17 protein-coding genes are annotated in these 24224 nt (G+C 62.8%); 6 read left to right on the top strand and 11 right to left on the bottom strand.

Annotated elements, in window-relative coordinates; all coding sequences use genetic code 11:
• Positions 1-16 precede the first annotated feature (16 nt).
• Positions 17-1306, top strand: coding sequence for an efflux RND transporter periplasmic adaptor subunit (locus tag SIN04_RS01405; protein WP_134492762.1), 1290 nt, complete (start codon positions 17-19; stop codon positions 1304-1306).
• Positions 1307-1474: 168 nt separating this feature from the next.
• Here SIN04_RS01405 and SIN04_RS01400 read toward each other — a convergent pair whose 3' ends face one another.
• The gene (locus SIN04_RS01400) at positions 1475-3007 is read right to left on the bottom strand and encodes an efflux transporter outer membrane subunit (RefSeq protein WP_166796048.1); all 1533 of its coding nucleotides are present in this window, start codon (positions 3005-3007) and stop codon (positions 1475-1477) included.
• 947 nt (positions 3008-3954) lie between these two features.
• On the opposite strand from SIN04_RS01400, the gene SIN04_RS01395 reads away from it, so the two are divergent.
• Positions 3955-4674, top strand: a complete 720-nt coding sequence (locus SIN04_RS01395; protein WP_134492758.1) for a response regulator transcription factor — start codon at positions 3955-3957, stop codon at positions 4672-4674.
• A 126-nt stretch (positions 4675-4800) separates the two neighbouring features.
• Here SIN04_RS01395 and SIN04_RS01390 read toward each other — a convergent pair whose 3' ends face one another.
• From SIN04_RS01390 to SIN04_RS01380, 3 genes are all read right to left on the bottom strand, one after another.
• The gene (locus tag SIN04_RS01390; protein ID WP_134492756.1) at positions 4801-5019 is read right to left on the bottom strand and encodes a hypothetical protein; all 219 of its coding nucleotides are present in this window, start codon (positions 5017-5019) and stop codon (positions 4801-4803) included.
• A gap of 368 nt (positions 5020-5387) precedes the next feature.
• Positions 5388-5954 (bottom strand): HdeD family acid-resistance protein, encoded by a 567-nt coding sequence (locus SIN04_RS01385; protein WP_134492754.1) that lies wholly within the window; start codon positions 5952-5954, stop codon positions 5388-5390.
• Positions 5955-6155: 201 nt separating this feature from the next.
• Positions 6156-6587, bottom strand: a complete 432-nt coding sequence (locus SIN04_RS01380) for a hypothetical protein (protein WP_134492752.1) — start codon at positions 6585-6587, stop codon at positions 6156-6158.
• 566 nt (positions 6588-7153) lie between these two features.
• On the opposite strand from SIN04_RS01380, the gene SIN04_RS01375 reads away from it, so the two are divergent.
• Entirely contained in the window at positions 7154-8179 is a 1026-nt protein-coding gene (locus tag SIN04_RS01375; RefSeq protein ID WP_134492750.1) for a ribonuclease Z, read from the top strand.
• A 61-nt stretch (positions 8180-8240) separates the two neighbouring features.
• Here the strand turns inward: SIN04_RS01375 and SIN04_RS01370 are convergent, their stop codons facing one another.
• The 7 genes from SIN04_RS01370 to SIN04_RS01340 form a co-directional block, all read right to left on the bottom strand.
• Positions 8241-8729 (bottom strand): hypothetical protein, encoded by a 489-nt coding sequence (locus SIN04_RS01370; protein WP_134492748.1) that lies wholly within the window; start codon positions 8727-8729, stop codon positions 8241-8243.
• A gap of 390 nt (positions 8730-9119) precedes the next feature.
• Positions 9120-10793, bottom strand: coding sequence for an electron transfer flavoprotein-ubiquinone oxidoreductase (locus SIN04_RS01365; protein WP_322847431.1), 1674 nt, complete (start codon positions 10791-10793; stop codon positions 9120-9122).
• A 71-nt stretch (positions 10794-10864) separates the two neighbouring features.
• Positions 10865-11287, bottom strand: coding sequence for a methylmalonyl-CoA epimerase (mce, locus tag SIN04_RS01360; protein ID WP_134492746.1), 423 nt, complete (start codon positions 11285-11287; stop codon positions 10865-10867).
• 16 nt (positions 11288-11303) lie between these two features.
• Positions 11304-13481, bottom strand: coding sequence for a methylmalonyl-CoA mutase (gene scpA / locus SIN04_RS01355; protein ID WP_322847430.1), 2178 nt, complete (start codon positions 13479-13481; stop codon positions 11304-11306).
• 4 nt (positions 13482-13485) lie between these two features.
• A complete protein-coding gene (locus tag SIN04_RS01350) occupies positions 13486-15357 on the bottom strand; it encodes a methylmalonyl-CoA mutase subunit beta (protein WP_322847429.1) in 1872 nt (623 codons plus the stop codon).
• Between the two features lie 114 nt (positions 15358-15471).
• On the bottom strand, positions 15472-17481 hold the full coding sequence (locus tag SIN04_RS01345) for an acetyl-CoA carboxylase biotin carboxylase subunit (protein WP_134492744.1): 2010 nt from the start codon (positions 17479-17481) through the stop codon (positions 15472-15474).
• A gap of 16 nt (positions 17482-17497) precedes the next feature.
• Positions 17498-19030: an acyl-CoA carboxylase subunit beta gene (locus SIN04_RS01340; protein ID WP_134492742.1), complete on the bottom strand. Its 1533-nt coding sequence runs from the start codon at positions 19028-19030 to the stop codon at positions 17498-17500.
• 118 nt (positions 19031-19148) lie between these two features.
• Between SIN04_RS01340 and SIN04_RS01335 the strand changes: the two genes are divergently transcribed.
• From SIN04_RS01335 to SIN04_RS01325, 3 genes are all read left to right on the top strand, one after another.
• Entirely contained in the window at positions 19149-20576 is a 1428-nt protein-coding gene (locus SIN04_RS01335) for a helix-turn-helix domain-containing protein (RefSeq protein WP_322847428.1), read from the top strand.
• Between the two features lie 208 nt (positions 20577-20784).
• Positions 20785-21633 (top strand): universal stress protein, encoded by an 849-nt coding sequence (locus SIN04_RS01330; RefSeq protein ID WP_134492736.1) that lies wholly within the window; start codon positions 20785-20787, stop codon positions 21631-21633.
• Positions 21634-21838: 205 nt separating this feature from the next.
• Entirely contained in the window at positions 21839-24214 is a 2376-nt protein-coding gene (locus SIN04_RS01325) for an HAD-IC family P-type ATPase (RefSeq protein WP_341263911.1), read from the top strand.
• The last annotated feature ends 10 nt before the right edge of the window (positions 24215-24224 follow it).

Here is a 24224-nt window from a genome sequence, read left to right as displayed (position 1 = left end):
AACAGCAGAGATCGTTATGACACCCAGCGATGTTTCGGACCGCAATTCCAGCGAGCGCGAGGACGGCGCCGGCGGGCCGACGAATGTTTCGCCCGGCGCAGGGCGCAGAATGCTCAGTTTAGCCGCCGCGGTGGCGATTGCGCTCGCCGCCGGGTTCTGGTTCGTTCACCACAACCAAATTGAGTCGGAGGCGCGCCTCGCCGATCAAACCAAACGAGACGCCGCCGAGCCTCCTCTCGTCGACGTTGTGATCGCCGAAGCCGCCCCGGCGCAACAGACCCTTACGCTGCCAGGCAGCACGGCGGCCTGGAACGAAAGCATCATCTATGCGCGGGTCAGCGGTTATGTCGCCAATTGGCTCGTCGACATCGGAGATCGCGTGAAGAGCGGACAGACGCTCGCATTGATCGAAACGCCGGAACTCGACGCTGAGCTGGTCGCGGCGAAAGCGAAGCTTAACGCAAGCCAGGCCGGCGTAGAAGTCAAGCAAGCGCGAGCGGATTTCGCGAGGACCACCTATGAACGCTGGCGCAATTCCCCAAAAGGCGTCGTCTCGGACCAGGAGCGCGAGTCCAAGAAGGCGGGCAGCGCCGAAGCCATCGCGGAGCTTGACGCCGCGCGCGCCCAGGTCCTGCTCGATCAGGCTCAGGTCGACCGCCTCACGGCGCTCACGAATTTCAAGCGCGTCCAGGCGCCATTCGATGGCATCATCACGGAGCGCCAGATTGATTTGGGCAATCTGGTGACGGCCGGAAGCACCGCGAGTACGTCGCCGCTTTACAGGCTCGCCAAGGATGATCCGATCCGGGTCTTTGTCCATGCGCCCCAAAGCGCCGCGGCGCAGCTGATGAAAGTCGGCACGCCCGCCGTGATAAGGCGAAGCGATCAGCCAAATCAGCGTTTGGAGGGCGAGGTCACGCGCTCCGCGAAGGCGATCAATCCGAAGTCCCGAACGCTGCGTGTGGAGATCGATCTTCCGAACCCGGATCTCGCGCTTGTTCCCGGCTTATATGTCGAGGTGAGCTTCAAGCTCAAAAACGAAGGGCTGATCCAGGCGCCGGCGGCGGCGCTCCTTTTTCGAGCCAGCGGCCCGCAGGTCGCCGTCATCGACGAAAATGGCGTCGTTCAAATCAAAGATGTGACCATCGCCCGCGACGACGGTAATTTCGTGCAGATCGCATCTGGTCTTGCGATTGGCGACAAGGTCGCGCTCAATCTCAGCAGTCAGATCATGGCCGGCGAAAAGGTCAAAATCAGTCAAGCCAATAAAGGGAAGTCAAAGAACCTCGCGGAAACGACGCCGTAACCCGTGCTTCCCTCTTTTTGCGGGTCAGGCATTCGCAGTCTGAGTGTTTGTGCGTCAGGACGGCGGCGTCCGCGCCGAACGGTAATGTCCCGGCTGAAACGGCGTGATCTCGTCCCTGGCGCCATTGCGCTGCCGTGATCCCAATTTTGCAGCCCGCCCTCGGCCCGTTCAATGGTTCTCCGCGGGAGGCGTCAAAAGACGGCGCGCAGCCGCGATGACAGCGGGCTGCGGCTGGGCGATCGGCGGTATGAATTGATGAAGCTCCCATCCGCCGCCGAGGGCTTTGTACAGAGTGATGAGCTGCTGGGCCGCCGCCTGCTGAGCGGCGACATATTGCTCCTCGATATCGAATTGCTGGCGCTCGGCGTCGATGACGTTCAAAAAATCCGTCAGGCCGCGATCGTATCGATCCGTCGCAAGCTTTGTGGCGTCGCGAGCGGCGCTGAGAGCGCGATCGAGGTTCTTTAGGCGATCCTGCTGGGCCGCGTAGGAGGCGATCGCATCGTCGACCTGCTGCACGGCGATCAGTATCGTCTGCCTGTAATTGAGCAACAGTTCATGAGCGGCGAGATCGGCGATATCGACTCTCGCGTCGAGCGTGCCGAAATCGAGCACCGGCCAGTATATCGCCGGGCCAGCCGCTCCGATCAAAGTAATCGGCACGGCGGACGACGCATGTGATCCGCCCTGCGCGCCGAGTCCGCCGCTCAGCATCACGCGCGGAAAGAGATCGGCGGTCGCGACGCCGATGCGCGCGGTGGCGGCGGCCAGTTGATGTTCGGCCGCGCGGATATCCGGGCGCCGGCGCAATAACTCGACCGGCAGACCGGGCGGTATGCGCGCGGGAAGCGCCGGAAGCGCGCCCGGCTTCGCCAGCTCCTTGGCGAGATCCTCCGGAAACTGCCCGAGAAGAACCGCTATCACATGTTGATTTGCGGCGATCTGCGCCTCGTAGGGCGCCATGGACGCCTGTAAAGTCGCCAGCTGCCGCTGCGCCAGGGCGACGTCCATTTCATTGGTGAGCCCTTGTTTGAAGCGCGTCTGCGCAAGATTCAGCCCGCCTTTGGCTACCTCGATGTTCTTTTGCAGAACGACGAGCGCCCTCTGAAGCGCCCGCATATCGAGATAAGCGCGGGCGACATCTGCCGCGACCGTCACCATTGTCCAGTTGCGCGCGTCGGCGAGCGCTTCGGCGTCGTAAGTCACCGCTTCGAGCTCACGCTGGAACTTGCCGAACAGGTCCAATTCCCACGTTGCGTCGAAGCCGCCGGCTTCGCTAAGTTTCTTATAGTTCGTTCTGTTTTCGGCCGACCTAAAGGCGGACGAGGTCCGGCCGCGCGTGAGATCCGTTCCCGTGCCGATCCCGCCGCCGCCCGTCGCTCCCGCCGCGGGAAGGGATGCGCCGATGACCACGAACTCCGCCGTGCGCGCCGCCTGAAGCCGGGTCAGGGCGATTTGGAGATCGATATTGGATTCGATAGCGCGGCTGACCAGCGAATCGAGTTCCGCATCGCGCAGGGATCGCCACCATTCCGTAAGATCCGCGCCGGACTTTGGCGCGCGTTGTCGTGCAGCCTCCGTCGGCGGCCGCATGAAGGCTTCCGGCGCCGTTGTATCCGGCGGCCGAAAATCGGGACCGACGGCACAGCCGACCAGGCCGGCGGCAAGCCCCAGAACGCCTAGACGAGCGCCTCGATTCACGCCTGAAATCCCGATTCGCTTGAATACTGGCAGAGCCGGCCCAGGGGCTTGAGGCGCGACGTCCTGCGTCGTCCCATTATCGATCTCATAGACTTCGACCCTCCTCTCTGCGGACAGCGACGCGTCTTGAAGTAGCCGACGATCATCGCCGAACAGCCCCGGCGAAGGCGCACTTTCGAAAATCGGGCCAAAAGGCGCCGAGCCACTCTGTACGCGTCATGCGGCGAAAACAGGATTGCGAGTTCGATAGTCAGACAGATCTTTGCCCATCGATGAATGAGTTCGGCGCCGCCTATCATCTGTGCGGCCTCCATCCAATGCTCGGAGACGCGCATATAGTCAAGCCGGAGCCGATCCATCGGCGATCATGCTTGTGCAGACAAATTCTCGATAGCGGCGCGACTTGCCCGCCGCGCTCCCGGGCGATCCAGGCGAGAAATATGCTCGACCGCCCCGGTTCAATCGCCGCCGCGAACGAACCACCGCCTCAGAGGTTCACGTCACCACCCGGAGAGGCTGCTGTTTCCGGTCTTAGACTTCATCGCTTCGCCCGCTGCGCACGCGCCTTTCCACAGAAATCCGGCGGCGCGGCAATCCTTAGCGGCTCGTCGTGGTTGACTGAGCTGTCTCTTCCGGTCGCTCAAAGCGCTACGAAAATGACCATGACGCATCTCCTGCAATGGCGTCGGATGCGGCAAGAGCGCATCGCCGCTCTACTATATTATTTTGGATTATACTACGTCGTGCTTGCTCCACAGTTTCGCCCGTCATGACCACCTGAACCAATATAGTCGTGTTCCGTCGAGAACCATTTCATGGACTTTTTTTTATGAAATCTTTTTCAGATTTCCATATTGTGCGTCCGATCGATCGGGTAAGAGGCGCGGCGCTCCGACCTCAGCGGATAAATGCGCTTAGAGCGTTAAAGAGCGGTCGGGAGATCTTGGATGGCGGATCTGGAAAAAGTGCCCGAAGTCCGCGGGCGTGAACAGCGGCCTCTGCTTCTCGTCGAAGATGAACCCGCGATGGCGTTGGAAATCGAAAGCGAGCTGGCGAACCTCGGCTATTTCGTGATGGCCGTGGCGACGCAGGCGGAGGCCCTTGAGATTGTGCATTCAGCCGATCCCGCTCTTTTGATCGTCGACCGGCTGCTCTCTGGCGCCGACTGTCTGTCGATGATCAGAACGCTGCGCGCCGAAGGCAACAAGACGCCTGTTCTTTTTCTGAGCGCCCTCGCGAGCGTCGATGAGCGCATTCGTGGACTGAAGGCGGGCGGCGACGATTATCTGACAAAGCCTTTCGCGATGGAGGAACTCGTCGCCCGCGTCGAAGCCTTGTTGCGTCGATCGACCGAAGCGGCGGCGACAACTGTCCGGCTAGGCCCGTTGCAGATTGATCTTGTGACGCGTGCGGCGTGGCGGGGAGAGAGGCCGCTCGAACTCCTGCCGACCGAGTTCAAGCTGCTTGAATATTTCATGCGCCGCCCCCGCCAGACCGTCACCCGAGCCATGCTGCTCGAGGACATCTGGCGCTACCGCTTCATGCCTGAAACCAATGTTGTCGATGTCCATGTTGGCAAGCTGCGACGCAAAATGGACTGCGCGGGAGAGCCGCCGCTGATCCGCAGCGTTCGCGGGGCAGGGTTCATCCTCGATGTGCAATGCTGATTTTGCAGAAACCGCGACTTTCCGCGCCCTATATTGTCCGCCATCAAGTTTTCGGAAGAAAACTTCATAAAGAACCTTTTATGCGAGCCTGATGTACAACACGGCGGATTGCTCCTATGTAATAGTCTAGGTATTGATGCCATCAAGTAACAAATATTGGCTCGCCAGGTAAGGAACATGCGCATTTCCGCCAGCCAACGCCCGGCGCGCCACGGGACCCGCGCTACCCGCCCCGCCACGATGAAGGATCTGCGCGCTGTGAATCAACCGGTCGAGGCCGATCAATATAACAGCTTCCGTTAAGGAGGTCGGCAGTCGCGGCTGCATCACGCCCATTTCGATCATTCTGGCGCAAGGGGCCGCGAAAGTGTTGGGATGAGCCTTTCAATATCGAAGGTCGGGCAAGGTCGCCGACTGAGAGTTTAGGCCGGCGCGCGAAGGTTAGCAGCTAAAGACCGCGGCGAGCCTGATACAGAACGCTTGCATCGTAGGCCCCCCTTGCGAGCGTTCTTTGACGTCCCGGGCGCGCTCCCGTTCCCCCGATCGGGAAACGCCCGGGACCGATCTGCCGGATCTCGCGCTTGACGCCAGGAAAGGCGACGTCGAAGCAAGACCGCCTGCATTGCGCCCAAGCAACGCTCCGTCAGCGCCGGATTACCGCTGTCCCCGCTCCGGGCCGGCTTCCTCAGCCAACCTGGATAAACAGGGGTTTTTTACTGGGCGAGCGCGCGAAGGCTGAGGCCCAAAGCGACGATCGCGCCGCCTCTGAGGATCAGATCGATGCCGATGAAAAGGCCAATCGCCCAGAGGCCCGTGACGGGCCAGCCGGTCAGAAGAAGCGCTGCGAGCGCCACGCTGACCAGGCCGTCCAGCACGTAAAGCCATTCGCCCTGAATGTGGGACGATAAAGCGAAACCAATGGCGACGACGCCTGTAACGAGAAAATAGAACGCGATGACGAGGGTTATGGCTTCGGCGCTGATCGTCGGCCGCGTCACCAGTATAAAGCCGGTGATCGCCAGCAGAATGGCCCACAGCACATGAATGAAAAATCCGGTCCAGTAGCCGGTGAGCGAAAATGCCAGAAAGAGCACCGCAAAGGCGGCGGCGAGAAGCATTACGCCGAGAACCACGACATAGATCAGCGTCGCGGTTCTCGCGCGCCAGATCGCAAGGACGCCAAGAACGGCAAGACCCAGCCCGAGCGCCACCAGCCAGCCCCAATGAATCGCAAGCGCGCCCGGTGCCTGAGCGATGAAAATGTCAAATTGCCGTTGCATGGATCCCCCTCCCTAAGCCGGCCTGCGCCCCGAGACGGCGATAGCCGCCGGTTCCTAAGGCGCGACTCAGCGACTGTGATCATAGCTCATTTCGATTGAGCTGCATCGGAGTTCCGCACGATAAACGCGAAGGCGGCGTTGGCGCTTGTCACGTCCAATCGGACGGCTCGCACTCAAGGTCTCGACGGGTCTTTTGAGCAATCATCCGAATCTGTATGGCCCAAGAAACAGATCGCCAAGGGCCTTGCGCATGCGAAGCGTAAGCCAGCGCCGGCGGCGATGCTCGTCCCCGTCATGCAGCATGTGGCAACGCTGGCAGAACGCCTTCAGGTTGCGCAAACGATTATTTGCCGGGTCATGGTCGAGATGCGCGGTCGCCAAATAGACGCGCGTCGAGCGGATCTCGCCAAACCGTATGGACTGTCCGCCTCGCCGCTGGATGCGGCCGCCGCCATCGCGCCACGCCTCTCGTTCCGCGTCCAACCAGCGCCCGTCGCCAAGGTGAAGCACGATCCGACCGTGCGGGCGGCCGCAATTTTCGCAGCGGCCATTCGCCCGCCGAAAACGGATCATCGTCGAAAGCTCCCGCCAATCGATCGGATAGAGCCAGCGGTATTGCGGGCGAATGGGCATCGCTACGGACTCTCAGGCGCGGACAGCGGTCGCGGACTCGGCGTCGCCGGACCTCGAATGATAGGTGGAACGATCATCTGCGTTCGTGATCGACTCCCTATGTTCACGGTCTGATCCTTGGAGCCGTATATGTTGAATTACTCCTTGTCCAACTCCGATGCGCTGCGCTTCGCCGAGACCTCGCGAGAGGGGCGGCTTGTCATTCACGCCATTGGAGGAGCAACAACATAGAGAATCAACACAGAAGTCCGCGCTATTGGCGTCACTTCACTCTCCGCTTGCCCGACGATCTGACAGCCCGGGCTGAGCATGATGACAGCTCGAGCTTCGCGACCGATCTCCCGCATCGCTTAGCGGCGCCTTCCGGCCGTCTTGCCGGCGGGAGCAAATCAGATACCCTGCCGCGGGCGGCGCGCTGGGCCTCGCGCCCCGGCTTGTCGCCGTACTTCAACTCACACAGCATGATGGCCGGTATGTGCAACCTGAGGCAAGCTTAGAATGGTGCTGGAAAGCTCCAGGAAGCCGCCGCATTCGGCGGCTGTGGCGCACAGCGGTCACCGTGCTCCATGAGCTTCCTTGCGCAGCCTCGCCTCGTTAACGAGCCCTTCTCCGATCCGGGGCTCTTCATCGATTTCCGCTTCGGCCGCCGCGCCATGCTCTTCGACCTTGGCGATCTGGCGCCATTGTCGTCACGCGAGTTGCTGCGCGTCAGCGACGTTTTTGTCAGCCATCTGCATATGGATCACTTCATCGGATTCGATCGGCTGTTGCGCACCCATCTCTCCCGGCCGGGTCTCCTGCGGATCGTCGGTCCGGCGGGCCTTATCGGCGGCGTCACGGCCAAGCTCGCAGCATATAGCTGGAATCTGCTCGATGAAGCTTCGATGGATTTCGTGATTGTCGCCGCAGAATTCGAGAATGACGCGCTTCGCGTCTCAACAATGTTTCGCGCGCGCGATGCGTTTCATCCGCAACCGCTCGCCAGCAACAGCCTGCCCGCTTATTGCGTCATGCAGGACCGGGGCTTCCGGATCGAAGCCCGCACGCTCGACCACGGCATCCCGTGTCTGGCCTTCGCGCTACAGGAATCGATGCGCGTGAATGTATGGGCCGATGGGCTGAAGCGGCTTGGTCTTGAGGTCGGTCCCTGGCTCAACGCCGCGAAGAATGCGGTTCGATGCCGCGCGAATGATGCGACGCCGGTGGCGGTCGGAGCCGGCCGATCGCTGCCGCTCGGCGTCCTGAAAGAGACTGTATTGAAAACTGGGCCAGGTCAGCGCATCGTCTACGTGACCGACGTTGCGTTCACGCCGGCAAACATCGACCGCATTCTTGAACTCGCCGCAGATGCCGATCACCTCTTTATCGAGGCCGCTTTCGCCGCGGAGGACACCGAAATCGCAGCTGCGCGGCGGCATCTCACCGCCGCCCAGGCGGGCGAACTGGCGCGCCGGGCGAGGGTGGCGCGCGTCACGACCTTCCACCACTCCGCGCGTTACCTTGAAACGCCGGACCGCCTGCGCCGCGAAGCCGAGCAGGCATTTCGAAGCGATGAGGCTATCGCCGTGCCGTCCATGCGTTCGGGCAATTGATCGCCGAGCAGGCTGCGAAACGCCGAAGAATTTCACAGGCCCGCAGGGCGCGCATCGCTTTTTACGCGGCCTTTTCTACCTCAGGCGCGCCAGCGTCCGGAGACGTCCGGGAACGGCGAGAGCGCGCTTTCGGCGCCGCCCACTTGCCATCCGTGTTTTTGGCGAGGCCACGCTTTTTCAAGGCCTGCAGCGCGAAGGACACTGTTCGATTATTGATGTCCCGGCCCGTGGCCTTGACGTGTTCGGCGATCTCGGCGGCGAGGAGTGGGCCATGCTGGTCAAGGACATCGGCGATCGCCGCGCCGATGGTCTGGCGCGCCGCGTCCGGCTCGCTCGCCTTCTTGCCCTTGAGCTTCGGTCGAGGGCTCGCCTTTGGTCCCGGCTTCTGTTTTCGCTTTGGCGCTGACGCCACTGGCGCCTGTCGCGCGGAACTCTCGTCGAGAGCCAGGAGCTCTCGTTCAGCGATGCGAAGATCCGCGATCTTCGTCTCCAGTTCAGTGATCTTTGCGTGGATGCGTTCGATTGATGTATCCATGACGCCTTCGCTCATGTTGATCGGTTGACGGAACGGATCGCAGCCGGGTGTGGCCCAGATAGCCGATCCTCGAATTTTAAAATAAAGCGCGCCTCCCCGATTCAACTGGTCGATTCGCGCCTATCATATAGAAACCTTACCAGTGATTCGCTCATTCGCACAACTTCGGCGCCGAATCTACAGCGCGCGCAAGTCGGCGGCGATTTTTTTCAACAGCAATCAAAAGATGTGAAGCTAGAGCTGCGTGACCGGCAACTCGGCGCCCTCTCTACAAAATGCAGTAGAATGTTTACGCCGGCAGACCGAAAACCCCACCGGGACGGGGTCGCCGCAGCGATCCAACGACGCCCGCGTTCCGCGACGGTCTGAAGCTGTGGAGATCGGAGGATGGATGGCGTTGGGCGACTACATGTTCGGGTAGTTCGGGCCGCCGCCGCCTTCGGGGACAGTCCAGGCGATGTTCTGGTTCGGGTCCTTGATGTCGCAGGTCTTGCAGTGCACGCAGTTCTGCGCATTGATGACGAAGCGGTCTTTCTCCGAGCCGCCGGCGCCTTCGGTCAGCCATTCATAGACGCCGGCCGGGCAATAGCGCTGGCTCGGCCCGGCATAGACGCCAAGCTCCGAGCGGCGCGCCAGCTCCATGTCCCTGACCTTCAGATGCGCAGGCTGGCCTTCCTCGTGATTGGTGTTGGACAGGAACACCGATGAGAGCCGGTCGAACGTCAGTTTGCCGTCCGGTTTCGGATAGGCGATCGGCCGATGCTGGTTTGCCGGCTCCGTCGCTTTATGATCCGGCTTGCCATGCTTCAGCGTGCCGAAGAAGGATGCTCCGAAAAGTTCGTTGGTCCACATGTCGATTCCGCCGAGCGCGATGCCGACAAGGGTTCCGAACTTCGACCAGAGCGGCTTGACGTTGCGGACTTTCCAGAGATCGCGTCCGACCTCGCCCGATCGCAGCGCCTTATCATAGGCTGAAAGGTCGGCGCCTACGGCGCCCTTTTGCAAGGCGCCCGCCACATGCTCGGCCGCGAGCATGCCGGAAAGGATCGCATTATGGCTGCCCTTGATGCGCGGCACGTTCACGAAGCCGCCGGAATCGCCGATGAGCACGCCGCCTGGAAACGACAGCTTGGGGATCGATTGGAAGCCGCCTTCGGAGATCGCTCGCGCGCCATAGGAGATCCGCCGTCCGCCGGCGAAGGTAGGAGCGATCAGCGGATGCGTCTTGAACCGCTGAAACTCCTCAAACGGCGATAGGTAAGGGTTCTTATAATTCAAATGGACGACGAAGCCGACGACAACCTGATTGTCTTCGAGGTGATAGAGGAAAGAGCCGCCGCCGGTCTTGGCGTCGAGCGGCCAGCCGAATGAATGCTGCGCAAGCCCCGGCCGGTGCAGCGAAGGATCAACGCTCCAGAGCTCCTTGAGGCCGATGCCATATTTCGGCGCGTCCTTGCCTGATTGCAGATCGTAGCGGGCGATGATCCCACCCGCGAGGGAGCCGCGCACCCCCTCCGCGATCATGGTATATTTGCCGCGAAGCTCGACTCCGCGCTGGTAATTGGGACCGGGTTCGCCGGATTTCATCAGGCCCATATCGCCGGTGGCGACGCCAATCACGGAGGCAGCTTCATTATAGAGCGTCTCAGCGGCGGCGAAGCCGGGGAATATTTCAACGCCCAGCGCCTCCGCCTTGCTCGCCAGCCAGCGGCAGACATTGCCGAGCGAGACGATATAATTGCCATGATTGGACATCAGCCTCGGCATGGCGAAATTGGGCAGCCGCACGCCTCCTTTTGCGGTCAGGAAGTAAAAGCGGTCCTCGGTCACAGGCGTCAGGACCGGCGTCTCTTCGCCGCGCCAGCCGGGCAGCAGCTTGTCGAGACCGACAGGATCGATCACGGCGCCGGACAGAATATGGGCTCCGACCTCGGAGCCTTTCTCCACCACCACGACCGCAAAGTCAGGGTTCAACTGTTTGAGGCGGATCGCCGCGGCGAGACCGGCCGGCCCGGCGCCGACGATCACGACGTCAAACTCCATCGTCTCGCGCTCAGGCAGTCTCGTCTCGGAGGTCATAAGCTTGTTTCCCTTGAAACGCGCGGCGGCCCGCGCCCGCGCCGCTTAGCCGCTTATACGAGGAGGAATGATCAGTCGACCTCCCCCGGCCGCGCCTGTTCCAGTTCGATCAATGAGCCATTGAAATCCTTGGGATGAAGGAACAGCACGGGCAGCCCATGCGCGCCTATCTTTGGCTCGCCGTCTCCGAGCACGCGCACGCCGGAGGCGATCAGCCGATCGCGCGCCGCGATGAGGTCGTCAACTTCATAGCAGAGATGATGAACGCCGCCCCCGGGGTTTCGCGCCAAAAATCCGGCGATGGGGGACTCAGCCCCCAATGGCGTCAACAGCTCAATTTTGCTGTTCGGCAGATTGACGAACACGACCGTGACGCCGTGCTCCGGCAATGGCGCGGGAGCGGAAACCTCGGCGCCGAGAACATCCCTGTAGCGGCGCGCCGCCCCGGCAAGGTCCGGCGTCACAATCGCCACGTGGTTCAGTCGTCCGATCATTGTCTTTCCACTGCGTTCAAAAATAGGCCGCCGGCTCTTTTTGACGGTAGCCGAGATGGGTGTTGAGATGTTCAAGGACCGTCAGCGCCGCTTCCGTAATCGGCGTGCCGGGTGGAAAGATGGCCGCCGCGCCGGCTTCAAAGAGCGCGTCATAATCCTGCGGCGGGATCACGCCGCCGACGACGATCAAGATGTCTGGGCGGCCGAACCGCTCCAGCTCCGCCTTGAGGGCCGGCACGAGCGTCAGATGCCCCGCGGCCAGCGAGGACACGCCAATGACATGCGCCTTGCCCTCGATCGCCTGCCGGGCCGCCTCCTCGGGCGTTGCGAACAATGCGCCGATGGCGACGTCGAAGCCGAGATCGGCGAAACCCGCTGCGATCACCTTCTGCCCGCGGTCATGTCCGTCCTGCCCCATCTTCGCAACCAGAATGCGCGGCGCGCTCCCCTCCTCCGCCGCGAAATCCTTGACGAGTCTGTCGACCCACACCAGACGGTCGTCGGTTTCGCCGAAGGACGTTTTGTAGACGCCGGAATTGATCCGGATTTCCGCCTTGTGCCGTCCCCAGGCGGTCTCGAGCGCGGCCGAAATTTCGCCTACGGTCGCCTTGGCGCGAGCGGCGTCCACCGCGAGCGCCAGAAGGTTGCCGTCGCCGCTCGCCGCGGCGTGGGTCAAGGCCGCGAGAGTGACTGAGATCCTGCCGGGGTCCCGCTCGGCTCTCAGGCGTTCGAGCTTTTCGATCTGCCGTGCACGCACCACGGAATTATCGACCTTCAGAACGTCGATTTGCGGTTCGTCTTCGACCCGGTATTTATTGACGCCGACGAGCACCTGTTGACCGGCGTCGATGCGCGCTTGCGTCTTGGCGGCGGCTTCCTCGATTTTGAGCTTCGGGATGCCGGCTTCGATCGCCTTCGTCATGCCGCCGAGCTTTTCCACCTCGGCGATATGGCTCCAGGCTTTTTCGGCGAGATCGGCGGTCAGCCGCTCGACATAATAAGAGCCGCCCCAGGGATCGATGATGCGCGTCGTGCCTGATTCTTGTTGCAGGAACAGCTGGGTGTTGCGCGCGATGCGGGCGGAAAAATCCGTCGGCAGGGCGAGCGCCTCGTCGAAGGCGTTGGTGTGGAGAGACTGCGCGTGGCCCTGGGTCGCGGCCATGGCCTCGACGCAGGTGCGGGTGACATTGTTGAACACGTCCTGCGCCGTCAACGACCAGCCGGAAGTCTGGCAATGGGTGCGCAGCGCGGAGGATTTCTCGTTCTTCGGCGCGAACTGCCGCATCAGCCGCGACCAAAGCATCCGCCCCGCGCGCATCTTTGCGACTTCCATGAAAAAATTCATGCCGATCGCCCAGAAGAACGACAGGCGCGGCGCGAAGGCGTCGATATCGAGCCCGGCGGCGAGCCCGGCGCGGACATATTCGACGCCGTCGGCAAGCGTATAGGCGAGTTCGAGATCAGCCGACGCGCCAGCCTCCTGCATGTGGTAGCCGGAGATCGAGATCGAATTGAACTTCGGCATATGCGCAGAGGTATAGGCGAAGATGTCGGAGACGATCCGCATCGAGGGCGCAGGCGGATAGATATAGGTGTTGCGCACCATGAATTCTTTGAGAATGTCGTTCTGGATCGTGCCCGCGAGCTGATCCGGCCGCACGCCCTGTTCTTCGGCGGCCACGATAAAAAGGGCGAGGATCGGCAGCACGGCGCCGTTCATCGTCATCGACACGCTCATCTGATCGAGCGGAATGCCTGAAAACAGCGTGCGCATATCGTAGATGGAATCGATTGCGACCCCCGCCATGCCGACATCGCCCGCGACGCGCGGATGATCGCTGTCATAGCCCCGGTGCGTTGCAAGATCGAAAGCGACGGAAAGGCCTTTCTGGCCAGCCGCCAGATTGCGCCGGTAGAAGGCGTTGGAATCTTCGGCTGTGGAAAATCCCGCATATTGGCGGATCGTCCAGGGCTGGTTGACATACATGGTCGGATAGGGACCGCGCACGAATGGCGCCAGCCCCGGATAGCTGTCAACAAAATCAAGGCCGTCGCGGTCATCCGGCCCATAAATCGGCTTGACCGGGATCTCCTCGGCGGTCAGCCAGGGTTCGCCAAACGCCGGGAGCCGCCCCGCGGGCGCCGCTTTCGCGATGTCGAGCCGCCGCGTTGAAAAATCGGGAATGCGGGTCATGGCGTCAGTCCCTTTCGATCGGCAGTCCCATGCGGGCATGAGCGTCGTTCAAAAACGCGACGAGGTCGAGGCCAGCGTAGATGAAAGCGTCGACTCCCGCCTCACGATAAGCCGCCTCGCGATCGCCCGGCCGGCCCGCCAGCGTCAGGAATACGCAGCCGGTGTTCTTTAACGCCCGCGCGGCCTGCTCCGCCAGCGTATCGCCGACATGGGTCGCGTCGCCAGCGGGCAAGGCATAGGTTTCGTCCGACGAGCAGAGGCAGGCGGATTTAGCGCCGGATGCGCGGAACGCGGCCGCCAGGGCTTGCGGCGAGTTGATCGCCTCCCCGGCTACAGCGCGCACGCCGCCAGCTTCGAACAGGCCGCGCGCAAAACCCTCGCGCGCCGTGAACGCCGGAGGCTCGCCAAGCGTCGCAAGAAAGATCGCGACCGGATGTTGCGTCGCTTTCTCAAAGTTCTCGGCGCGATCGCGCAGGCGCTCCACCGGCTCCGCGAGCCTAAAAGATCCGAGCGGCGGAAAGTCCGGCTCCGCCGCGCTCTCAGGAATGGCGGGAGCCGGCATCAGCGGCTCGACGGGCTGCTCGGCCAAATTGGGGAACTCGGTTGTTCCGGTGAGCGGCAGCTTGCGCCGTGAGATCAATTGGGCGCGCTCCTTGCGCTTTTCCGCGATCGCCGCCTGCCACGCCCCGCTCTCGAGCATCGGAGGAAGCCCCCCCGCGCGCTCGATCGTCTGCAACAGGCTCCAGGCCTGCTCCACAAGAGCGTTCGTCAGCGCCTCAAAGCCGCCGGCTCCCGCGGCCGGATCGGCGACGCGCCAAAGATTGCTCTCTTCCGAGAGCACGATCTGCGTATTGCGCGCCATGCGCCGCGCGAATGCGTCGGCGAGGCCGAGCGGCGCCGTGAAAGGCAATACGGTTATCGCGTCGGCTCCCCCGATCGCGGCGGAAAAAGCTGCGGTCGTAGCACGCAGAAGATTAACCCAAGGATCGCGGCGGGTCGTCATCCGCCAGGCGGTTTCCGCCGCGATCTGGATTGGAGACGCTCCAAGCCCGCAGGCCGCCTCCACCTCGCGCCACAGACGGCGCAAGGCCCTGAACTTGGCGACCGTCATGAATTCGTCGGCGTCGGCGACGAGAAGAAAGCTGATTGCGCCGCGGGCGTCTTCGAGGGAAAACCCCGCCGCCTCGAGCCAGCGCAGATAGGAGAGCGCGCTCGCCAGCACGCCCGCCAGTTCCTGCGCATCCGAGCTGCCAGCCTCATGATGGATGCGCCCGTCCGCGCGGAAGACCGGCGAGGCGAAGCCGCGGCCGCGCAGCTGGCGCAGGAACTCGCCGAGCGCCGGACCGATAGGCGCATCGGCAGGCTTCGTCCCCGTCCGCGCCATGTCGCCGATCGGATCGACGCCGCAATCAATCAAGAGCCGCCCGATATCATATCCTCGGCGCGTGGCGAGATCGCTCAACGCCTCGATGGCGCCCTCATAGGCGAAAGGCGGATGCTCCAGGGACAACGAAACAACGTCGAAAGCAACGCCTTCGAGAACGTCGCCCAGCCGATCGGCCGCGACGCCGAAGCCGCGCGCGCCGGCCGAGCCGGCGAACGCCAGCGTCAGCGCGGATGCTCCCCCTTCAAGATCTGCTTTCGCCAGGGCGTTGGCGCTCGCCGCGTCGGGATGATCCACACGCTGCGTCACGGTCCAGCGTCCAAGCTGGGCCCGGACCGCGCGCGCCGCGCCAATCGCCTTGGAATAAAGCGGAAGGATGTCGACGCCTTCGACCGTTCTGGAGACGAGGGCGCGGTCAAAATCCGCGCCCTTCAACACCTTGTCGACGCGGGCGAGCCAAGCCGCTGCGCTCATCTCGTCATTGCCGGTCATCGCGCATCTTCCTTGTCCCGAAAGGCGCAAGCCGCAGTCAGGGGTTGTTCCCGCGCCAGATCGACCGCTGAAAGGCTCTTCCCCAACATGGCGACGGTCCTTCCAAATTTCATCTCAAACGAATTCGAGGATGACGGCGTCGACGGGCAGGCTGTCGCCCTCCTTGGCGAGCACCCTCGAGATGACGCCATCACGCTCGGCCCGCAGCAGGTTTTCCATCTTCATCGCCTCAACGATGACCAACGGCTCGCCGGCCTTGACTTCCTGGCCTGGCGTAGCGGCGAGCATTTTGACGAGCCCCGGCATCGGGCAGAGCAATTGCTTCGAGGTGTCGGCCGCGGCTTTCTCTGGAATCAGCGCATAGAGCTCCGATTCCCGGCGGGTGAAGACGCGGGCGGCGACCGACGCTCCGGCATGGGTCAGGACGGCCCCGTTCAAAATCGAGCGGATGTTGACCGAGACCTTGCGCCCGTCGATCGTCCCATGCCAGACCGGCTCGCCGGGACGCCATTCGCTTTTGATCCGGACCGTGCGCTTTTCCGCGACAACGACGTCCACCGCGCCGTCCGGCGCCGTCTCGCCAACCTTAACGGGCAAAGCGCGCTTGCCCAGCATGACCACGCGGTCCCGCTCGAAACGCACCGGAGCGGGCGTCGGCAGCTGACCGGAAATTCGCCGCTTGCGCTCATTCATCGTATGATCGATCGACACGGCGACGGCGGCGATGATGATGGCCGTCTCGCCTTCCGGCGCCGCGGGCTGGAAGCCCTCGGGGAATTCCTCGGCGATAAAGGCGGTCGAGAGCCGGCCCTCCTTCCAGCGCGGATGCGCCATGAGCGCTGCGAGGAAGGAAAGGTTGTGGCGGATGCCGTCGATGGCGAAAGCGTCGATCGCCTGCGCCTGCGCTTCGATTGCCGCAGCGCGCGTCGGCGCGTGCGTGACCAGCTTGGCGATCATCGGATCATAGTGGATCGAGATCTCGCCGCCCTCGAAAACGCCGGTGTCGTTGCGCACGGTGACGCCTCCGGCCGTACCTTCCGCTGGTGGCCGATAGACCGTGAGCCGCCCCGTCGAAGGCAGGAAATTGCGCGTTGGGTCTTCCGCGTAGACGCGGCTTTCCACGGCCCAGCCGTCGAGCTTGACGTCAGCCTGGCTGAAGCTGAGCTTCTCGCCCGCGGCGACGCGGATCATCTGCTCGACGAGATCAAGCCCGGTGATGAGCTCGGTCACCGGATGCTCGACCTGCAGGCGGGTGTTCATTTCGAGAAAAAAGAATGAGCGGTCCTGCCCGGCAACAAACTCCACCGTGCCGGCCGAGTCATAGCCGACGGCTTTGGCGAGCGCGACGGCCTGCTCGCCCATCTTGCGGCGCGTCTCTTCGTCGAGCAGCGGAGAGGGCGCCTCCTCGATGACCTTCTGGTTGCGGCGCTGGATCGAGCATTCGCGCTCGCCGAGATAGACGACATTGCCGTGCTTGTCCCCTAGCACCTGAATCTCGATATGGCGCGGATCGGTGATGAATTTCTCGACGAACACGCGATCATCGCCGAAAGAGGAGGCGGCCTCTGATTGCGAACGGGCGAAGCCCTCGCGCGCCTCCTCGGCGGAATAGGCGATGCGCATGCCTTTGCCGCCGCCGCCTGCGGAGGCCTTGATCATGACCGGATAACCAATCTCCCCGGCGATCTTGACTGCGTGATCGGCGTCCTCGATGACGCCGAGGAAGCCCGGCACTGTCGACACGCCGGCGCGGTTGGCGGCTCTCTTCGATTCGATCTTGTCGCCCATCGCCTCGATGGCGCCGACATTGGGACCGATGAAGACGATGCCGGCAGCCTGCAGCGCCTGCGCAAAGGCTGCCCGCTCGGAAAGGAAGCCGTAACCGGGATGGACCGCTTCGGCGCCGGTTTCCCGGCACGCCGCGATGACCTTTTCGATGGAGAGATAGGATTGCGCCGCGGGCGCGGGCCCGATCGCCACGGCCTCGTCGGCCATCTCAACGTGCAACGCGCCCCGGTCGGCGTCGGAATAAACCGCGACCGTGAGGATTCCCATTCGCCGCGCCGTGCGGATGACGCGGCAGGCGATCTCGCCGCGGTTCGCGATCAGAATTTTTGAGAACACAGGACGTTTGCCTCGTTCACAGAGGGATGTTGTCGTGCTTGCGCCAGGGCCTCTCGGTCCTCTTGACGCGCAGCATGGCGAGACCGCGGGCGATGCGGCGGCGGGTGGCGTTAGGCATGATCACCTCGTCGATATAGCCGCGTTCAGCGGCGATAAACGGCGACATGAAATGATCTTCATATTCCTTGGTGCGCGCGGCGATCAGAGCGGGGTCGCCAAGATCCTGGCGGAAGATGATCTCGACGGCGCCCTTGGCGCCCATCACCGCGATTTGCGCCGTCGGCCATGCATAATTGAGATCGGCGCCGACGTGTTTTGAGGCCATCACGTCATAGGCGCCGCCGAACGCCTTGCGGGTGATCACGGTGAGAAGCGGCACGGTCGCTTCGGAATAGGCGTAAAGCAGCTTCGCGCCATGCTTGATGAGGCCGCCATATTCCTGCGCCGTCCCCGGCAGAAAGCCCGGCACGTCGACGAAGGTCACGATCGGGATCTCGAAGCAATCGCAGAAACGGACGAAACGGGCGGCTTTGCGCGACGCATCCGCATCGAGCACCCCCGCGAGCACCATTGGCTGGTTCGCTACAATGCCGACGGGCCTCCCGTCGATGCGCACGAAGCCGGTCAGAATGTTCTTGGCGAAGGATTCCTGCAGTTCGAAGAAATCGCCGTCATCGGCGACCTTCCGCACCAGCTCCTTCATATCGTAGGGCTGGTTGGCGCTCTCGGGCGCCAGCGTGTCGAGCGAGTAATCGAGACGATCCATGTCGTCGGTGCACGGCCATTCGGGAACGCCGCTCGTGTTGCTGGCCGGAAGAAAATCGATCAGGCGCCGCACCTGAAGGAGAGCCTCGACGTCGTTTTCCCAAGCGCCGTCCGCGATCGACGATTTGGTCGTGTGGATGCGCGCGCCGCCGAGATCCTCGGCCGTGACCGTCTCGTTCGTGACCGTCTTCACCACGTCCGGGCCGGTGACGAACATATAGCTGGTGTCGCGCACCATGAAGATGAAATCGGTCATCGCGGGCGAATAGACGTCGCCGCCGGCGCAGGGACCCATGATGAGGGAAATCTGGGGAATGACGCCCGAGGCCAGGACATTGCGCTTGAACACTTCGCCGTAGCCGCCGAGCGCCGCGACGCCCTCCTGGATGCGCGCGCCGCCGGCGTCGAAGATGCCGACGATCGGAGCGCGCATCTTCACGGCCATATCCTGGACCTTGATGATCTTCTGGGCGTGGGCCTCCGACAGCGAGCCGCCGAAGACCGTGAAATCCTTCGAGAACACGAAAACCGTGCGGCCGTTCACCGTGCCCCAGCCGGTGACGACGCCATCGCCAGGGATTTTCTGCGCGTCCATGCCGAAATCGGTCGAGCGATGTTCGACGAACATGTCGAACTCTTCGAACGAGCCGTGGTCCAGAAGGAGTTCGATGCGCTCACGCGCCGTCAGCTTGCCGCGCGCGTGCTGGGCCGCCATGCGCTTTTCGCCGCCGGCCAACCGCGCCTTTTCGCGACGCCTCTCCAATTTTTCCAGCATTTCCCGCATCGAAAGGCGTCTCTTGTTTCATTCGAGCAATCAGTCTTATCAGTTTGATCATTGAAGGGTACTGCAAACACAATGATTTTCGTGCAAACTAGCAAAAGAGTTAAATTGGCGAGTTTACATGAAGCGAAAACTTTTTGCAGGGGACATGATCCGCGTATTGCGGGAGGCGCGCGGATGGACGCAGCTCGAGCTCGCCAAACGTATGGGCGTCTCCTCCAGCTATTTGAGCCAGATCGAGGCCAACCAGCGCAGCCTCTCCGGCACCATTGTGGTCGAGTTGGCGCGCGTCCTGAGGGTCAGCGTCGCCGTTTTCTCCGATGACGATAGCGATCGCCTGGTCGCGACGCTGCGGGAGCTGCTCGGCGATCCCGTGATCGCCAACGCCGACGTCACGCTGCGCGAATTGAAGGCTGTTTCGCTTCATGCTCCGCGAGTGGCGCGCGCGCTCGTCGACCTGCACGCGCTCTACAAGCGGCTTGAGGAGAAATACCGCAATCTCGACGAAGCTCTGCAGGCCGCAGGAGGATCGGCGGGGACCGCCGTGCAGCAATCGTCGTTCGACGAAGTGCGGGATTTCTTCCACTTCATCGGAAACTACGTCGATGGTTTGGACCATGCGGCGGAAGACCTCGCCGCCAAATGGGGAGGCCGTCCGGAGAAGGTCGAAACGCAGCTTCCGCACCATATCGAGAGCAGATATGGCATTTCAGTAATTCGCGAGGCGCCGCCAGCCGGTTCGTATTTCGTGAGCCGGCTGGAGCCGGAGCGCAAGCGGCTCGTGCTGAACGACGCCTTGCCGCTCTCCACGCAGTGCTTCGCGCTGGCGCGTCATCTCGCCTTTCTCGCCCATTCCGATAAGATCGACGCCCTCACCGCAGGCGCCGCGTTCCGCGGGCCAGACGCGGCCGAGGTTTGCGCCGCGGCCCTCGCCAATTATTTCGCGGGCGCCCTGCTCATGCCTTACGGCCCTTTCCAGGAAGAGGCCCGCCGGGTCCGGCATGATGTTGAGCGTCTCGCAACCAGCTTCAACGTCAGCATGGAACAGGTCTGCCACCGCTTGTCGACGCTGCAGCGTCCGGGTCACGAGGGCGTGCCAATATATTTTCTGCGCGTCGACCGGGCGGGCAACATCACCAAGAGGCACAGCGCGACGCGGTTTCAATTCGCCCGTTACGGAGGCGCCTGCCCTATCTGGAACATTCACGAGGCTTTTGAGGCAGCGGATCGATTTCTGGTTCAGGCGGCGGAGATGCCGGACGGCGTGCGTTATCTCTCGATCGCAAGAGCCATCTCCAAGGGAGAGGCGCGCTTTGATGCGCTCCGCCTCCATTATGCGATCGGCTTCGGCTGCGAACTGGCTTACGCCAGCGATTTCGTCTACTCGGACGCGATCGACCTTCGAAACCCTTCGCCGCTCGTAAAGATCGGCGTCAGCTGCCGACTGTGCGACCGCGCCGACTGCCACCAGCGCGCCATGCCTCCGATCGACCGGCGCATCTCCGTTGATCCCAACCGGCGCGGCATTATCCCCTATCAGGTCGAATAACGCCGAGCCTTGCTGGTTGCGGCAGGAAAACAGTCGCCTGCGCGAAATTGTCAGGCGCATGGCATTGGTCTAGAACTCCGCTCCACGAATGCAGAACAGCCGACTATTTCCAGGCGGCGGATCGCCAAAAATATCGAAATCGCAGTAGCCGCCCGCTGACAATGGGAGGGAGCTGGAACCGCAGATTTTGCCGATACAGGAGAGGCCAGTGACGTTCAGGGATGTTCTATTTGCGCTCACCACGGACCCGGAGCCGACGCCTGTCGCTGTTGTCGAGGACGGCGTCGCCCTCGCGGCGGCGCTTGGAGCTCGCATTTCGGGCCTCGCTTACGCCGTTACAGTGCCGGCTTCCGGAAATATATTGGCTGACCTGCTGCTGGATATTCCGGCCCTCATTGCGGAAGAGGCCAAGAAGAGCCTCGCGAAGGCTGAAACTGTTCTGGCCACATTCCAGGACATCGCGGACAAGGCCGGGATATTTCAGGAGCGGATTTTGGAGCGATTTCCAAAATCGGAAATCTCCGATGTGTCAGTCGAATACGCCCGCCTTCGAGACCTCACCATCGTGTCCTTGGGAGAAGGCGACTATTCCGAGCAATTGCACGCCGAGGCGATCATCTTCGGTTCCGGCCGTCCGACGATCGTCCTGCCGCGCGAGCGTAAAGGCGCTGGCCCTCTTGCGCTCGATACGGTGGCCGTTGCGTGGGACTTCAGCCGGCCCGCGACGCGAGCGATCGCGGACGCATTGCCGATTTTGAAAAGAGCAAAACGCGTGTTCATTGTGACGGTCATGAATGAGAAAGCTATCGAGACCCAGCGGTCCGGAGTCGAACTCGCAAAGCACTTGGCTCGTCATGGCATAGACGTCGTTCTCGACACGGCCGACGCCGCGGGGCGACCCATTGGGGATGCGCTTGAATCCTACGTCGCGTCCTGCCATGCTGATTTACTCGTTATGGGCGCCTATGGACACTCTCGTATTCGAGAGTTCGTCCTCGGCGGAGCCACCAGAAGCATGCTTGAACGCCCCCCCGCGCCGCTCTTTCTTTCGCACTGAGAGCGTTCAAGCTTTTGCGATGCGTTGCATGATGCGGCCCGGCGGAGACACGGCTCCGTGGGCGCGCCGAAACGCTGAGGCTCGACGCGGCAAGTGACGCGGGTTTGATACGAAATCTCCCCTTGGACAGAGCTTCCTTTCCGGCAATGAGGTAAGATGGCTTTTGAGGCCAAATGGCGCCGGCCAATGGCGAATCGGATCGGAAATGCCCATGTCCGTCGGCTCTTCCGCCGAAAGCACAGCGTCCCCGCGGTCGGCTGGCGCCGTCGATGGCGGCTCGCGAGGCGGCCTCACCAGCGATGAGGCCAGCCGCCGGCTGAAGACGTTCGGTCCAAACGCGACGCCTGACACGACGGCGCATCCGTTGGTTAGCGCGCTGGGCAAGTTCTGGGCGCCGGTTCCCTGGATGCTCGAGGCTGCGATCGTGCTCCAGATTTCGCTTGGCGACTACGCCGAGGCCGCGATCATCGCGGGCCTCCTCGTGTTCAACGCGACGCTCGGGCTTATTCAGGAGGGGCGCGCGCAGGCGACCCTTGCCGCGCTGAAGTCACGGCTCGCGCTCACCGCGTCGGCACGGCGCGACGGCGGCTGGACGTCAATTCCCGCCGCCGCGCTGGTGCCGGGCGATGTGGTGAAGCTTTCTCTCGGCGGCGTCGTCGCGGCGGATGTTCGCCTCACCGAAGGAGACCTCCTGCTCGATCAATCCATGCTCACCGGGGAGTCGGCGCCCATCGAAGCTGGCCCGGGCGCGCAAGCCTACGCCGGAGCGCTGGTCCGGCGCGGCGAGGCGGTGGCCGAAGTCATGGCGACCGGAACGCGGACCAAGTTCGGCCGCACCGCGGAGCTCGTCCGCACCGCTTACGTCGTAAGCTCCCAGCAGAAGGCGGTCCTGCGCGTGGTGCGCAATCTCGCTGCGTTCAATGGCGTTGTCATCATTATGCTGGCGGCCTACGCCCATTTCCTCGCGATGCCGCTCGCCGAGATAGTCCCTCTCATTCTCACAGCGGTCCTCGCCTCGATACCGGTTGCGCTGCCTGCCACTTTCACCCTTGCGGCGGCGCTGGGCGCGCGCGCTCTGGTCAAGCGCGGCGTATTGCCGACACGGCTCTCCGCGGTAGATGAAGCGGCGACGATGGATGTCTTGTGCGCCGACAAGACAGGCACGCTGACGCGCAATGAACTGTCGGTGGCGATCGTTCGCCCTATGCCTCACTCGGACCCCGCGCACGTTCTGGCGCTGGCCGCGCTCGCCAGTTCAGACGGCGGTCTTGATCCGGTCGACGCCGCCATCCGCGCGGCCTCCGTCGGCAAAGACATTGCCGACGCCCCGGAACTGGTCAAGTTCGTGCCGTTTGATCCGGCGACAAAAATGTCCGAGGCGACGGTCAGCCTGAATGGGGAGACGCGACGTGTCGTGAAGGGCGCTTTCGCCGTGGTCAACGCGCTTGCCCAGCCATCGCCGACGGCGTCAGCTGTGGCGAACGAGCTTGAGGGACAGGGTTTCAGAGTGCTGGCCGTCGCCGCCGGCCCGCCGGCGATGATGAAGCTCGTAGGACTTATCGCGCTGAGTGATCCGCCACGCACGGACTCCGCGGCGCTCATCGCCGAATTACGCGACTTGGGCGTGCGCACTGTGATGGTGACGGGCGATGCGCCTGCGACGGCGGCCATCGTGGCCCGCGCCGTGGGGCTCGATGGCGGCGCCTGCCCGCCTGGTCCAATACCGGATGACGTCAGCCCCGAGGCGTTCGCGATCTTTGCCGGCGTTCTTCCCGAGGACAAGTATAAACTCGTGAAAGTATTCCAGAACGGCGGTCACTCGGTCGGCATGTGCGGCGATGGCGTTAATGACGCGCCGGCGTTGCGCCAGGCGCAGATCGGAATCGCTGTCGCGACCGCGACCGACGTCGCCAAATCCGCGGCCGGCATGGTGCTGACCGAACCCGGACTCGATGGCGTCGTCGCGGCCGTCAAGGAAGGCCGGGTGACGTTCCAGCGCATCCTGACCTATACGCTGAACATGATCATCAAGAAGATCGTCACGGTGCTCTTTCTGATCTTCGGCTTGCTCATGACTGGACACGCGATCCTGACCCCATTGCTGATGGTCATTGTCATGATCACCGGCGACTTCCTCACCATGGCGTTGACCGCGGACAACGTACGGCCCTCGACGATACCGAATGCCTGGCGCATCGGCGATTTGACAGTCGCGGGCGTCCTTATGGGCGTCTTCCTGTTGGCCTTCTGCACCGGCGCGCTGGCGCTCGGCAAGTTTGAACTGAATCTTGGCATCGAGGCGCTCCGAACCCTGGCCTTTGTTGTCCTCGTGTTCGGCAGCCAAGCAGCGCTTTACGCCATTCGGGAACGCCGGCATTTGTGGGGCTCTTTTCCAAGCCGATGGCTCGCCGTATCGTCCGTAGCCGATATCTCGATCGCTTCGACGCTGGCCATCGGCGGAATCGCAATGGCGCCGCTACCGCCCCTCGTAGTCGCGGGCGCGCTTGGCGCAGCTGCGTGCTTCAACCTCGTACTGAATGTAGTGAAGCTTCCGATATTCGCACGCCTCAGGATGACGTAGACAGACCGGG

Source organism: Methylocella tundrae, from assembly GCF_038024855.1.
GTDB lineage: Bacteria > Pseudomonadota > Alphaproteobacteria > Rhizobiales > Beijerinckiaceae > Methylocapsa > Methylocapsa tundrae.
Note: the sequence above shows the minus strand (reverse complement) of the source record. Positions and strands in the feature narration are given on the sequence as shown.

Bases quoted from the DNA above. Each gene is read 5' to 3' on its own strand.
- SIN04_RS01370 (WP_134492748.1), bottom strand. From the start codon at position 8,729: ATGAGCGAAGGCGTCATGGATACATCAATCGAACGCATCCACGCAAAG.
- SIN04_RS01375 (WP_134492750.1), top strand. From the start codon at position 7,154: ATGAGCTTCCTTGCGCAGCCTCGCCTCGTTAACGAGCCCTTCTCCGAT.
- SIN04_RS01380 (WP_134492752.1), bottom strand. From the start codon at position 6,587: ATGCCCATTCGCCCGCAATACCGCTGGCTCTATCCGATCGATTGGCGG.
- SIN04_RS01365 (WP_322847431.1), bottom strand. From the start codon at position 10,793: ATGACCTCCGAGACGAGACTGCCTGAGCGCGAGACGATGGAGTTTGAC.
- SIN04_RS01335 (WP_322847428.1), top strand. From the start codon at position 19,149: ATGAAGCGAAAACTTTTTGCAGGGGACATGATCCGCGTATTGCGGGAG.
- SIN04_RS01325 (WP_341263911.1), top strand. From the start codon at position 21,839: ATGCCCATGTCCGTCGGCTCTTCCGCCGAAAGCACAGCGTCCCCGCGG.
- SIN04_RS01390 (WP_134492756.1), bottom strand. From the start codon at position 5,019: ATGATCGAAATGGGCGTGATGCAGCCGCGACTGCCGACCTCCTTAACG.
- SIN04_RS01340 (WP_134492742.1), bottom strand. From the start codon at position 19,030: ATGCGGGAAATGCTGGAAAAATTGGAGAGGCGTCGCGAAAAGGCGCGG.
- SIN04_RS01385 (WP_134492754.1), bottom strand. From the start codon at position 5,954: ATGCAACGGCAATTTGACATTTTCATCGCTCAGGCACCGGGCGCGCTT.
- SIN04_RS01395 (WP_134492758.1), top strand. From the start codon at position 3,955: ATGGCGGATCTGGAAAAAGTGCCCGAAGTCCGCGGGCGTGAACAGCGG.
- SIN04_RS01405 (WP_134492762.1), top strand. From the start codon at position 17: ATGACACCCAGCGATGTTTCGGACCGCAATTCCAGCGAGCGCGAGGAC.
- scpA (WP_322847430.1), bottom strand. From the start codon at position 13,481: ATGACCCGCATTCCCGATTTTTCAACGCGGCGGCTCGACATCGCGAAA.
- SIN04_RS01350 (WP_322847429.1), bottom strand. From the start codon at position 15,357: ATGACCGGCAATGACGAGATGAGCGCAGCGGCTTGGCTCGCCCGCGTC.
- mce (WP_134492746.1), bottom strand. From the start codon at position 11,287: ATGATCGGACGACTGAACCACGTGGCGATTGTGACGCCGGACCTTGCC.